Source organism: Planktophila turicensis (SeqCode), from assembly GCF_965234405.1.
In the GTDB taxonomy this organism is placed as follows: Bacteria; Actinomycetota; Actinomycetes; order Nanopelagicales; family Nanopelagicaceae; genus Planktophila; species Planktophila turicensis.
The window spans coordinates 381700-394224 of the sequence record NZ_OZ248346.1; the positions used below are offsets into that span (position 1 = coordinate 381700).

Here is a 12525-nt window from a genome sequence, read left to right on the forward strand (position 1 = left end):
GATTCTACGCCTCGAACTTGTAACCCAATCCACGAATAGTTTGAATCAAGAGAGGATTAGCTGGATCGACCTCAATCTTTGAGCGCAAACGTTTAATGTGAACATCGAGAGTCTTCGTATCACCGTAATAATCGCCGCCCCACACGCGATCAATGAGTTGGCCGCGAGTAAGGACGCGTCCCGCGTTTCGCATCAGGAATTCAAGAAGTTCAAACTCTTTGAGCGGAAGATTGATGGCGACTTCATTTACCGTCACTTGGTGGCGTTCAATATCCATCTTGATTCCAGCAATGCTGTGCACGCTTGAGCTTTCAGTAGTTTCGTTATCAAGTCCACCTCGACGAAGTACAGCCTTGATTCTCGCAACGAGCTCACGTGATGAATATGGCTTCGTTACATAATCATCGGCACCGAGTTCGAGCCCAACGACCTTATCTATCTCAGAGTCCTTGGCAGTTAGCATGATGATTGGAACGGCAGATGTGGAGCGAATTGTTCGACAGACATCAATGCCAGAAACTTCGGGAATCATTAAATCAAGCAGAATTAAGTCGAAGGTGTCGCTCTTAAATGCCTCGAGCCCCTGCTTTCCAGTTTCAGCCACAACAGTTGAGTAACCCTCTTTCTCGAGAAGGAAGCTGAGCGCCTCAGAGAATGAAATTTCATCTTCAATGATCAAGATTTTTGTCATGACTGTGGCTCTCCAGGGTTTGCATAAATTGGAAGTCTGAGTGCGAATGTAGAACCTACATTTGGTGAACTCCAGACTTTAACTTCGCCACCATGTTTGGTTGCGACATGTTTAACAATTGATAGTCCTAAGCCCGTGCCTCCTGTTTCGCGTGAACGCGCAGGATCTACTCTGTAGAAACGTTCAAAGATACGAGCCTGATCGGTTTCTGGGATCCCAATTCCTTGGTCTGTAACAGAGACCTGAACAATTCCATCTTCGAGGCTGGTGGTAACAGAGACCTTCGTAAACTCAGGTGAGTAGTTAATTGCGTTCTCTACCAAGTTATGGATTGCCATTGTGATTTGTTCGGGGTCTCCGAGCACGCATGCATCAGGGGAGTCAGCCAACGCAACTTCAATTTTGCGAGCCAATGCAATGGTCTGACATTGATCTACGGCAACTTGAATCATGTCATTAACGCTATTTTCTTGGGCAATCGATAACGGATCTGAATCTTGAAGTCGCGAGAGATTGATGATCTCTTGAACTAAATCCGTAAGTCGCTTCGCCTCGTGTTGCATTCGAGATGCAAATTTTGTCACGGAGACAGGGTCATCTTTTGCTGAAAGCACTGCCTCGCTAAGTAGAGAAAGGGCTCCAATAGGAGTCTTTAGCTCGTGAGAGATATTGGCGACAAAATCTCGTCGCACTTCGTGTACTCGCTGCGCTTCAGATTCATCGCTAATAAGAACCATTACAAGAGAGTGTTTTTCGAGAGCAACTACTTTAAGAGTGAGCTCTCTTGTGCCTTCACCGATTGGTCCGCGAGGGATATCGAGTTTTCCATTGTGCGGATTTCCTGTTCGTCGCACTGCACGCACAATTGCAAGGATTTCTGGCGAAAGAAATTTTCCATCACGAAGGATGTTTAGATTTTCGACGCCTGATGACGTGATGATTGGAGTGTCACCGCCCGAAAGTAGGAGGACATCCTGATCAAGCTCATTGATGAGATCTAGGAAGAGATCTGGGGCAGGACCCTCTGTAATTTCATCCGAGCCCTTGCGAAACCACATGATGTAAGCCTAACGCCGGCTCACCCCTGTTTACCTTCCGTTCACGTGAATGATTTCCATAATTCACTCATACCCCTTACTTTTGCCCAATGGCTCTCATCCGCTCGATATTTCAAGAAGAACTCGATGCCGTTTCTCAGACCCTTGTGGATCTGACGAAGATGGTGAGCGACTCAATCAATAAAGCGACGACGTCACTCATTGACGCCAACCTCTCTCTTGCAGAAGAGGTAATTACCTTTGATGAAAAAATCGATCAGATTCAGCACGATTTGGATGCGCGCATCATTGACATTATTGCTCGTCAACAACCAGTAGCAACTGATCTTCGAGCGCTCATCACCGCACTTCGCATGAGCGCAGATCTAGAGCGCATGGGCGACTTAGCTCACCACGTTGCAAAGGTTGCGCGACTTCGCCATCCTGATTCTGCAGTACCTCTTGAACTTCAGACAACAGTTCAGCGCATGGGACATGTTGCAGAAAACATTGCGCGCAAGGTTGGCTCTGTTATTGAGACCCGCGATACTTCACTTGCTCTTGAAGTTGAGAAAGATGATGACGAGATGGATAAGCTCCATCGAGATCTCATCTCAGTTCTGACTTCAGCAAAATGGACAGCAGGTGTGGATTCAGCGATTGATCTCACTCTTCTAGGCCGCTACTACGAGCGATTCGCAGACCATGCAGTCTCAGTTGCCCGTCGCGTTTACTATCTTGTAACGGGCGAATTCGCTCCAGCAAAGTAAAATTCGCTAAATACTTTTGAAGTAAGGCATTTTCGAATAGGGTCAGAGTATGACCTACACACCTACACCTGCAGATAAATTCACATTCGGTCTCTGGACTGTCGGCTGGCAAGCACGCGATCCCTTTGGAGATCCAACCCGTGAAGCTCTCGATCCAGTTCGCACAGTCAATGAACTCGCTGCTCGTGGTGCCTATGGTGTGACTTTCCACGATGATGATCTATTCCCATTTGGATCCGATGATTCAACACGTCAGGGACATATCGATCGCTTTAAGAAAGCACTTGCTGAGACCGGAATGAAAGTTCCGATGGCAACAACAAACCTCTTCAGCCATCCCGTCTTTAAAGATGGTGCACTCACAAGCAACGATCGCGATATCCGTCGCTTTGCAATTCGCAAGGCGATGCGCAATATTGATCTCGCAGTAGATCTGGGCGCCAAGATCTATGTCTGCTGGGGCGGACGTGAAGGCGCTGAATCTGAAAGCTCAAAGGATGCCTACGTTGCTCTCGAGCGGTATGCAGAAGGCTTTAACATCCTTGGTCAGTACGTCATCGATAAGGGTTACGACATTAAGTTCGCAATCGAACCAAAACCAAATGAGCCACGTGGAGATATCTTCCTTCCAACTATTGGCCATGCACTTGGATTTATTGAAATGCTCGATCACCCAGAGATGGTTGGTCTTAACCCAGAAGTTGGCCACGAGCAGATGGCGAACCTCAACTTTGTTCATGGAATCGCACAAGCGTTGTGGCAGAACAAGTTATTCCACATCGACCTCAATGGTCAGCGCGGTCCAAAGTATGACCAGGACTTCGTCTTTGGACATGGCGATGTAAAGAGCGCTTTCTTCCTCGTCGATCTTCTTGAGCGCTACGGATATTCAGGACCGAAGCACTTTGATTACAAGCCTGTACGCACCGATGGTGATTCAGGTGTGTGGGCATCTGCAACTTCGAATATGCGCATGTACTTAGTTCTCAAGGAGCGCGCAGCGGCATTCCGCAAGGATCCACGTGTCATTGCAGCGATGAAGGAATCAAATATTCCAGGTCTTTCAGAGCCAACTCTTGCAGCTGGTGAGACATGGAAGGATCTTGCAAGAGATTCTTTCGATGCAGATGCAGCTGGAAAACGCGGTTATGGATATGAAATCCTCGACCAACTCGCTATGGAGCATTTGATGGGTGTTACTCCCTAACACTCGTTAGACTTCGCAAATGCGACTTGGTGTATTAGATGTTGGCTCCAACACCATTCATCTACAGGTAGTCGATGGCCACCTTGGTGGTCCGCCAGTTCCTAATTCATCTCACAAGTCAGTTATTCGACTTACTGAGTATCTAGATGAGACCGGTGCAATTACCGATCTTGGTATTAATCGCATCACGGATGCAATTCAGAGCAATATGAAGAGCGCTGAACACCTAGATATCGATGAACTTCTAGCTTTTGCAACTTCTGCAATTCGTGAAGCAACAAATTCGGATCAAGTTATCGCTCATGTGAATAGAGCTTGCGGCATAGATCTTCAAGTACTGAGTGGCGAAGAAGAAGCACGCTTCACATTCCTTGCAGCACGACGTTGGTTAGGGTGGTCTTCTGGAGACTTACTCGTACTCGATATCGGTGGGGGATCTCTTGAAATCGCGCGAGGCGCAGAAGAAGACCCAACTTTTAAAACTTCTATGCAACTTGGCGCCGGACGCCTCACTCGTCAATTTCTCAAGGGCGATCCATTTACCTCCAAGTCGCTTAAAGCGCTGGAGGAATACCTCGAAGAGAAAATCGAACCACTTGCATCTTCGCTATCTACCTTTGAGAAAGATAACGCGGCCGGAACAAGTAAAACCTTCCGTACTTTGGCAAAGCTCGCCCAGAATTATTATCCAAAGCTAGGACCACACTTAACGTTAAATGCTCTCGAAGAGTTGGTACCTAAGCTTCAAGCTCTTGATGTCGATGCACGCAAAGAACTTCAATCCGTATCAGCAGAGCGCGCCCCACAGATTGTTGCAGGTGCCATGGTTGCTAAACAGTTAATGCAGACACTTGAGTTGAAAGAGATTCGTATCTGTCCGTGGGCTCTTCGCGAAGGAATAGTTCTCCATCGCCTCGACTGGATTGAACGTTAATTACTGATACTTAAGTAATCGAGCCCGACTATCTCTCCACGGACGCGATGCACTATCCAAGCATCACCTGGTTCAAGCTTGATTAAATCTTTATTCTTCAACTTGGTATTGAGAATCCCGCGCAACATTGTTGGAATCACCGGGTTGTGGCTGCAGATAAGGATGTTCTTCTCATCTTGCTTGAGGGCATTGGCGAAAGAAACTGATCGAAGCGGGTCTGTCTCAAAAGTCTCTTCATTAAGACTTGGTACCTGAGTGATAGTCAATCCGCGAGAATGAGCTAACGGAGTAACTGTCTGGACACAGCGAAGATAATCTGAGGTGTACACCTCTTCGATTGCAAAAGGCTCGAGATGCTTAATCAGTAACTGCGCCTGATCAAGACCAACTTCATTAAGGGTGCGCTGAGAATCTTCCTCATCCCAGTCGCCACGCTCTAGGGCTTTGGTGTGGCGGAGAATGATGAGGGTGTCTGTGAGCGGCTCTTGGCTCATGAAGTTCTCAATGATTTCTTTATCTGATCCATGTGTAGCGGCGACAAGAGCATCTTCGGCGCTCAGCCAGCACATTTCATCAACTTCTTCATTTGGGATAAATGCGCTTGCGTCGAGTGCGCAATGTGCAGCCCAGAAGATAACTCTCTTGCGCTGTCCACTTTCTTCATACTCCACAGATCCAAGCTGGCGAGTAAATGCAGCTTTAATTCCAGTCTCTTCAATCAACTCTCGATACGCGCACTGCAACGCGGTTTCGCCTTCCTCTATCTTGCCCTTTGGCAGAGTCCAATCGTCATACTTTGGTCGATGGATGAGTGCGATCTCTATAGATCGATCGCCTAATTCACGCCATAAAAGTGCGCCAGCGGCTCTAATCATGCGCGATTAAATTTCTCGATGAAGTGATCTTGGAAATTCACCAAGAACTTGCCGTCGTGATCTTTAACGTTTCGGACCCATTTGTTTTCATCGTTGAGGCTCCAGGTTGAGTAAGTATCAGATACGGAATCATCAAGAATAGATTTCAGCGATTCCTTATGTTTTTCAGATTCAATTCGAACCAGCGCTTCAACGCGGCGATCTAAATTTCGGTGCATAACATCAGCGCTGCCGATGAAGTAATCCTCAGCGCCATCATTGCGGAAGTAGTAGATACGTGAATGCTCAAGGAAACGGCCAAGAATTGAGCGTACTTTGATGTTGTCACGACGTGCTTGATTGTTGAGTTGAATTGCACAGATACCGCGGACAATAATTTCAATCTTGACGCCTGCATCTGCTGCCTCATAGAGAGTGTCGATGATTTGCTCATCGAGCAGTGAATTGAGCTTGAGCCTGATCCAAGATGGTTTTCCGTCTAAGTGATTCTTTGTTTCGCGCTTGATTCGTGCGATAAGTCCGTTACGAAGACTATGAGGCGCCACTAGAAGTCGCGAGTAATCATGCTTAGCTGAATAGCCAGAGAGTTCGTTGAAGAGTCTTGAAAGATCTTCACCTAAAACCGGATCTGAGCTCAGGATTCCAAGGTCATCGTAGAAACGCGCCGTCTTAGGGTTGTAATTTCCGGTGCCGACATGGCAGTAACGGCGAAGTACATCGCCTTCTTCGCGGACAACAAGTGAGAGCTTGGCGTGCGTCTTAAGTCCCATGAGGCCGTACACAACGTGAACACCTACTTCTTCAAGTTTTCTCGCCCAGCGTACATTCGCCATTTCATCAAAGCGAGCACGAATCTCAATTACAGCAAGTACTTGCTTGCCTGCTTCGGCGGCTTCAATGAGAGCTTCAACGATTGGTGAGTCACCAGATGTGCGATAGAGCGTCTGCTTAATCGCTAAAACATGTGGGTCACGAGCAGCGTTTTCAAGGAATTTCACAACCGATGAAGTAAAGGATTGATATGGGTGGTGCAGAAGAATTTCACCCTTACGGACTGCAGAAAAGAATGAATCTGTTGATTCAGGGTCTACATCACGAAGTTCGTGCGCAGTCTCACTTCTAAAAGGCTTGTACTTCAGGTGTGGGAAATCAAGGTCTGCAATCTGATTGAGGCTACGAAGATCTAGCGGTGAGTCGTACTTAATGACATCGTGCGGTTCAATCTGAAGCTCGTCCATGAGTTCATTGAGAACATCTGCGTGAATGACTTTATCCACCTCAAGGCGAACAGGTGGTCCAAAGCGACGGCGAGTGAGTTCTTTCTCCATCGTTTCTAGGATGTCATCAGTCTCATCTTCATCAAGATCAAGATCCTGGTTACGAGTCACACGGAAGAAGAAATGATCCTTGAGCTTCACGCCTGGGAATAGTTCAGCAAGGTGCTCAGCGATAAGTTCGTCAATCAAGACAAATCTAAATTTAGTGGTATCTGAAGTTCTGATGAAACGTGGCAGATTTGAAGGAACTTTTACTCGAGCAAAGCTGATGTCGTGATCTTCACTTGATTCGATATTAACGCCGATGTTGAGTGAGAGACCAGAGATATATGGGAAAGGGTGTGATGGATCAACGACAAGCGGGGTAAGAACCGGAAAAATTCGGTTGTTGTAGTAATCCTTGAGATGCTCGCGTTCATCATCAGTGAGGTCAGCAATCTTTACAAATTCGATTCCTTCAGCACGTAACTCAGGAATGATGACATCGCGGAAGCGATCAGCTTGTATGTTGACCAACTCTTGTGTGCGCTTAAGCACAACCTTGAGGAGTTCTTTTGGTGCATAGCCTGCCGAGTTAACGGTGGTGCTTCCGCGTTCAATTTTGGCTTTCACTGAAGCAACACGAACCATGAAAAATTCATCAAGGTTCGAGGAGAAGATGGCTAAGAAGCGAAGTCGTTCGAGAAGGGGAATGGTTGGATCCTCAGTGAGTTCGAGGACGCGGGTATCGAAGTCGAGCCAGGTGAGCTCTCGATCTTGATAAGGGGCTACAACTTCTTTCACCGGATAAGAATGGCTTAAGTAGGTGAACATCAGGTAATCGTTAGATGAACCTAGTCATTGAAGATCAATAAATGTGAGGCGGGTCGGGCTCGAACCGACGACGACCGAATTATGAGTTCGGGGCTCTAACCAACTGAGCTACCGCCTCGTCGTCGCCAATCTTATAGTGCCAAGAGTATTTGTCCGACTAACTCTTCAGGCTTGATTTGAGCAGGCCACGACGGATGCTGAATACCGATTCCCTGCGCAATCACAAATGATGCGCGCTCTTGTGGGCTGTCTCCGCCATGTCCACCTTCATCACGATGGCCGTGATCAGTTGTAATCACAATGAGCCACTTTTCATCGTGCTTCTGATGTCTTGCAAGAATCACTTGATGTAGTTGTGCAACTAAGCCATCAATTCCTTCGATTGCATCAAAGTAGGAGCCTTCAACAGTTCCATCCAAATGTCCTGCTTCATCAGCTCCGCAGAAATAAACAAAACTAAGGTCGGGGCCATTCTCTTCGATGAAAGCGATTGCGTCATTTGCAACTTCAACGTCTACGGTTTCATAACCATGCGTTTCACCATCGCGGACAAATATCGAATGCTTTCCTATTTTTTGATCTTCATTCCTCGTCCTAATCACAGGACCGACGTCGTTGGGATCAATGAGGGGTGGCCAGCCAGCAGCGGCGTATGTTCTGATTTCGGAATTGCGAGAAGCGGCCTGAGATAAGAAATCTGGCGCTGAGTCCAGGCTGTGATCTGTGTACTCGTTATTAACGACCTTGTGTACCTGTTGAGTCACACCCGTCAGCAAAGTTGTCCAACTGGGACCAGAAACAGTGGGCATATCGACAGACATATCGCTGTAGTAGCAATTAGATCGAAGTGCGGCCAAAGTTTGTGCACGCCCAGAGTCAATAGCGCGTTGAAGCATCAGACCATCAATACCGATGAGAAGGATTTTGGTCTGCGAAGTCATCGAGAAAGAGTAGGACATTGCTCTACTTTCGCTCTAGAGCTATCGGTAGGATTCACCCATGATTCACCTCAGCCAATCGCGCTCATCAATCATCTTCGCTCACGATGGGGACTCACTTGAAGTTCTTTATTGGGGCAAGAAGTTAGGTGCTATTGATAAGGCCGCTGCTGAATCAATTCGTGCAGCGCGCACCAAGCCTGCTTTCCATGGCGGCCTTGATGTTGCACCTGGCAACCTCATTCTTCGCGAACATGCACGTGGATGGATTGGTCATCCTGCACTTCGCGGTCATCGCGGGGGAGTAAACGCATCTAACTCCTTCTCAGTAACGAGCGCGGTTCAAAAAGATCAATCGATGATTGCAGTCTTCACAGATGCAATCGCTGGAATTGAAATTGAAATGACTTACACGCTCACACCATCAGATATTTTGTTGATAAATGCGAAGGTCACAAATACATCTGAAGGAGATTACTTCCTCGAGCACTTCTTGTACTGGTTACCGCTGGCCGAACAAGCAGATCAAGTTCTTGATTTCTACGGACATTGGACAAAGGAACGTCAGCCGCAACGCCGCTCGATCGATTACGGCGTTATAACTCGCGAAGGTTTTGAAGGTCGATCAGGCCACGATTACACAATTACGCAGGTAGCACTAAACCACAACACAGGATTCCGTCATGGTGAAGCCTGGTCACTTGCCATGGCATGGTCTGGAAACAACATTCATCACGTCGAGCGTTTGATAGATGGTCATAAATCAATCGGTGCAGGTGAGTACTTACTTCCAGGTGAAGTAATTTTGAAGAAGGGCGAGAGCTATGCAGCACCTCGCGCCGTTGCAACATTTAGTGATCGCGGTCTTGATGGCCTTACCAATAATCACTACACATGGATTCGCTCGCGCACCAATCACATTACAAAGGTTCGCCCACGTCCGCTCACACTCAATATGTGGGAAGCCGTCTACTTCAATCACAATGAAGAAGGCATCCGAAAGATGGTTGATAAGGCTGCTGAAATCGGAGTCGAGCGCGTTGTTTTAGATGATGGTTGGTTTGGTTCACGCCGCAATGACCGCGCAGGTCTTGGTGATTGGGTTGTCTCAAAAGATGCATGGCCAAATGGCCTTGCTCCAATCATTAAGTACATCAATGACAAGGGAATCGAATTCGGTCTCTGGTTTGAAGGCGAGATGGTCAATCGCGACTCTGATTTGTATCGCGCTCATCCTGATTGGATTTTGCAGGAACCTGGACGTATTCCGGTTGAAGGTCGTTGGCAGCAAGTTTTAGACCTTACAAAAGAGGGCGCCTATAACCATGTGCTTAGCCAAGTAGATGCAGTGCTCTCTGAGTACAACATCGCCTACATCAAGTGGGATCACAATCGTCATTTAACGGATCCGATTTCAGATGGGCGCCCTGTTGTGCGCAAGCAGACTGAAGCCATCTATCGCATGTTCGATGAACTGAAGAAGCGCCACCCAGGACTTGAAATTGAATCTTGCTCTTCAGGTGGTGGTCGCATTGACCTTGGCATGATCGATCATGCAGATCGCTTCTGGACATCTGATCAGAACGATCCACTCGAGCGCCAACAAATTCAACGCTGGACAGGCCTTGTGATTCCACCAGAGTTCCTTGGTACTCACGTTGGTCCAACCGTGGGACATCAGATGCACCGCACCCATTCAGTTTCATTCCGCGCGCTCAATGCACTCTTTGGCCACGCTGGAATCGAGTGGAACATCAACGAAGCAGATGCGCAAGAGACCGAGACCCTTAAGGCATATATCAATTTCTATAAGAAGCACCGCGATCTTCTTCATTCAGGAACAGTTGTTCGCAGCGATGAAATTATTGGCGATGCCCAGTTATATGGCACGGTTGCACTCGATAAGAAGGAAGCAATCTTTACCTATATGCAACTCACCTCTGCAGATAACTTCGGACCACTTGTGACAACCTTCGACGGACTTGATAAAGAGACTATGTATCAAGTCAGCGTTGTTGAAGAGTTAAGTGCATCTGACTTCATTCAGAAGAAGGCGCCAGGTTGGTGGCCAGCACTCAATTTAACTGGCGATCAACTTGCACATATTGGGCTACAACTTCCAGTCTTAAAGCCAGAGACCGGGCTGTTATTCCACTTTAAAGCTCTTTAGGAGTAGCATCGGTTAAGTCCAGTCAACGTCGACTATAGGAGTTAATTGTGCTTGTCGGTATCCCAAAAGAAGTTAAGAACAACGAATTTAGAGTCTCAACTACACCGGCAGGAGTTCACTCTCTCGTCATCGCTGGCCACACGGTCTTTGTTGAAAAGAACGCAGGCGTTGGCTCGGCAATTACCGATGCTGATTATGTAAAAGCTGGAGCGACAATCCTCGATACCGCCGATGAAGTCTGGGCGAAATCCGAGATGATCATCAAGGTCAAAGAGCCAATCGCTGAGGAATACCACCGCATGCGTAAGGGCCAGATCCTCTTCACATATCTCCACCTTGCAGCTTCACGCGAATGCACCGATGCCATTGTTAAATCAGGAATCACTGCGATCGCTTACGAAACAGTTGAAATCAATCGCTTCCTTCCGTTACTTGCTCCTATGTCAGAAGTTGCAGGACGTATGTCTATTCAAGTTGGCGCAGCTGCACTTCAGCGCCCAGCTGGGGGACGCGGAGTATTACTCGGGGGAGTTCCTGGAGTTGCTCCAGGCAAGGTCGTAATTTTGGGCGGTGGAAGCGTAGGAGTTTCTGCTGCTGCAATGGCTATCGGTCTTCGTGCCGATGTCACTCTTCTTGATATCAATCTCAAGCGCCTTGGCGAAATTGATGAAATGTTCCATGGCCAGGTTAAGACCGTTGCTTCATCTCCATACTCAATCGAGCAATACTGCATGGAAGCAGATCTCGTTGTTGGTGGCGTACTTATTCCAGGTGCGGCAGCTCCAAAGCTTGTTACAGATGCAATGGTTGCAAAGATGAAGCCAGGATCCGTTCTCGTCGATGTTGCTATCGATCAAGGCGGATGCTTCGAAGGCTCACATGCAACAACACATGCTGATCCAACATTTAAGGTTCATAACTCTCTCTATTACTGCGTGGCAAATATGCCGGGTGCAGTTCCTGCAACATCAACAGCAGCGCTATCCAATGCAACGCTCAAGTACTCACTTGCCCTTGCCAATAAGGGTTGGCAGAAGGCTCTTGAAGATGATGCAGCGCTAGCTGCTGGGTTGAATGTGCATGAAGGAAAGATCATGTACGCCGCAGTTGCTGCAGCGCATGGTTAAATCAGCTTCTTGAAAAGCTAATTCTTGAATCGTTAGTGGCGCTGGAAGCCTTTACGGCCCCAGACTTCCCACAACCCCATCACGCCCAACAAGAGCGCGAAGCCGAAGAGAACATCTTCGGCAGGGGCGGAGAAGAGTCGTAGCCCCATGATTGCTTCAGGGTTGTACATGACGATATTTCTTGAAGTCAGCCACCAATTTGTTAAGAATTGAAATGGCAAGATGATTGCGTAGGAAGTCCAGAACGCTGGTCGTGTAAGCATCGATGTCTTAAACACAAAGAGGTCGACCATGACAGCAATAGCAAAAGCGGTAATCGCAATATCTGAATAGATCATTCGCCGAATTCATCCTTTCGCCAATGTGGTTTCACGGTGGTCACACCTTCGATAGTGAAGATTGCTGCCATCGGAATCACCATAAAGAAGAGATATTCCTCAAGCGGAATATTGAGCGGGCCGTAAATTCCTAAAATTTGTTCACGATCAAAGAACCAATGGCCTTGTGCAATCGCATAGGCATCCCATGCCAGGAAGAGGATGCTGATTGGTAGAACGCTGATTGCGACTCTTTTGATGCGGCGCAGAACACCCGTCTTGAGGTAAATCTCGAGCCAAGCAGATCCGCAGAAGGTGAAAATCAGCATCGCCATATATGACCACTGTTTCATATTCGTATTTTTGCAT

At 47.5% G+C, this 12525-nt stretch carries 12 protein-coding genes and 1 tRNA gene; 5 read left to right on the forward strand and 8 right to left on the reverse strand.

Annotated features, from left to right (window positions below; translation table 11 throughout):
- Positions 1-4 precede the first annotated feature (4 nt).
- On the reverse strand, positions 5-691 hold the full coding sequence (locus AC8GFK_RS01945) for a response regulator (RefSeq protein WP_506625517.1): 687 nt from the start codon (positions 689-691) through the stop codon (positions 5-7).
- Positions 688-1749, reverse strand: a complete 1062-nt coding sequence (locus AC8GFK_RS01950; RefSeq protein ID WP_506625518.1) for a sensor histidine kinase — start codon at positions 1747-1749, stop codon at positions 688-690. Before AC8GFK_RS01950 ends, AC8GFK_RS01945 begins: the two co-directional genes overlap by 4 nt.
- A 98-nt stretch (positions 1750-1847) precedes the next feature.
- On the opposite strand from AC8GFK_RS01950, the gene phoU reads away from it, so the two are divergent.
- Genes phoU through AC8GFK_RS01965 form a run of 3 tightly spaced genes read left to right on the forward strand, consistent with a single transcriptional unit; the run spans position 1848 to position 4639 of the window.
- Positions 1848-2498 carry a phosphate signaling complex protein PhoU gene (phoU, locus tag AC8GFK_RS01955; RefSeq protein ID WP_506625774.1) on the forward strand — a complete coding sequence of 217 codons (651 nt, stop codon included), beginning with the start codon at positions 1848-1850 and terminating at the stop codon, positions 2496-2498.
- A 49-nt stretch (positions 2499-2547) separates the two neighbouring features.
- A complete protein-coding gene (gene xylA / locus AC8GFK_RS01960) occupies positions 2548-3705 on the forward strand; it encodes a xylose isomerase (protein WP_506625519.1) in 1158 nt (385 codons plus the stop codon).
- Positions 3706-3724: 19 nt separating this feature from the next.
- Positions 3725-4639: a Ppx/GppA phosphatase family protein gene (locus AC8GFK_RS01965; RefSeq protein ID WP_506625520.1), complete on the forward strand. Its 915-nt coding sequence runs from the start codon at positions 3725-3727 to the stop codon at positions 4637-4639.
- On the opposite strand, the gene AC8GFK_RS01970 is transcribed toward AC8GFK_RS01965, so the two are convergent.
- The 4 genes from AC8GFK_RS01970 to AC8GFK_RS01985 form a co-directional block, all read right to left on the reverse strand.
- On the reverse strand, positions 4636-5514 hold the full coding sequence (locus tag AC8GFK_RS01970) for an NUDIX hydrolase (protein ID WP_506625521.1): 879 nt from the start codon (positions 5512-5514) through the stop codon (positions 4636-4638). The genes AC8GFK_RS01965 and AC8GFK_RS01970 overlap by 4 nt on opposite strands.
- Complete coding sequence (locus tag AC8GFK_RS01975; protein ID WP_506625522.1) at positions 5511-7574, reverse strand: RNA degradosome polyphosphate kinase; 2064 nt, start codon at positions 7572-7574, stop codon at positions 5511-5513. Before AC8GFK_RS01975 ends, AC8GFK_RS01970 begins: the two co-directional genes overlap by 4 nt.
- 74 nt (positions 7575-7648) lie before the next feature.
- Positions 7649-7722 (reverse strand) — tRNA-Ile (locus tag AC8GFK_RS01980).
- Positions 7723-7735: 13 nt separating this feature from the next.
- On the reverse strand, positions 7736-8545 hold the full coding sequence (locus AC8GFK_RS01985; RefSeq protein ID WP_506625523.1) for an alkaline phosphatase family protein: 810 nt from the start codon (positions 8543-8545) through the stop codon (positions 7736-7738).
- A 58-nt stretch (positions 8546-8603) separates the two neighbouring features.
- Between AC8GFK_RS01985 and AC8GFK_RS01990 the strand changes: the two genes are divergently transcribed.
- Positions 8604-10712: an alpha-galactosidase gene (locus tag AC8GFK_RS01990; protein ID WP_506625524.1), complete on the forward strand. Its 2109-nt coding sequence runs from the start codon at positions 8604-8606 to the stop codon at positions 10710-10712.
- A gap of 47 nt (positions 10713-10759) precedes the next feature.
- Positions 10760-11839, forward strand: coding sequence for an alanine dehydrogenase (ald, locus tag AC8GFK_RS01995; protein WP_506625525.1), 1080 nt, complete (start codon positions 10760-10762; stop codon positions 11837-11839).
- Positions 11840-11871: 32 nt separating this feature from the next.
- On the opposite strand, the gene AC8GFK_RS02000 is transcribed toward ald, so the two are convergent.
- A complete protein-coding gene (locus tag AC8GFK_RS02000) occupies positions 11872-12177 on the reverse strand; it encodes a lycopene cyclase domain-containing protein (RefSeq protein ID WP_506625526.1) in 306 nt (101 codons plus the stop codon).
- Positions 12174-12509, reverse strand: coding sequence for a lycopene cyclase domain-containing protein (locus tag AC8GFK_RS02005; RefSeq protein ID WP_223298461.1), 336 nt, complete (start codon positions 12507-12509; stop codon positions 12174-12176). Before AC8GFK_RS02005 ends, AC8GFK_RS02000 begins: the two co-directional genes overlap by 4 nt.
- Between the last annotated feature and the right edge of the window lie 16 nt (positions 12510-12525).

Coding starts and splice junctions, on each gene's coding strand:
- AC8GFK_RS01945 (WP_506625517.1), bottom strand. CDS start 691: ATGACAAAAATCTTGATCATTGAAGATGAAATTTCATTCTCTGAGGCG.
- AC8GFK_RS01950 (WP_506625518.1), bottom strand. CDS start 1,749: ATGTGGTTTCGCAAGGGCTCGGATGAAATTACAGAGGGTCCTGCCCCA.
- xylA (WP_506625519.1), top strand. CDS start 2,548: ATGACCTACACACCTACACCTGCAGATAAATTCACATTCGGTCTCTGG.
- AC8GFK_RS01965 (WP_506625520.1), top strand. CDS start 3,725: ATGCGACTTGGTGTATTAGATGTTGGCTCCAACACCATTCATCTACAG.
- AC8GFK_RS01970 (WP_506625521.1), bottom strand. CDS start 5,514: ATGATTAGAGCCGCTGGCGCACTTTTATGGCGTGAATTAGGCGATCGA.
- AC8GFK_RS01985 (WP_506625523.1), bottom strand. CDS start 8,545: ATGACTTCGCAGACCAAAATCCTTCTCATCGGTATTGATGGTCTGATG.
- AC8GFK_RS01990 (WP_506625524.1), top strand. CDS start 8,604: ATGATTCACCTCAGCCAATCGCGCTCATCAATCATCTTCGCTCACGAT.
- AC8GFK_RS02000 (WP_506625526.1), bottom strand. CDS start 12,177: ATGATCTATTCAGATATTGCGATTACCGCTTTTGCTATTGCTGTCATG.
- AC8GFK_RS02005 (WP_223298461.1), bottom strand. CDS start 12,509: ATGAAACAGTGGTCATATATGGCGATGCTGATTTTCACCTTCTGCGGA.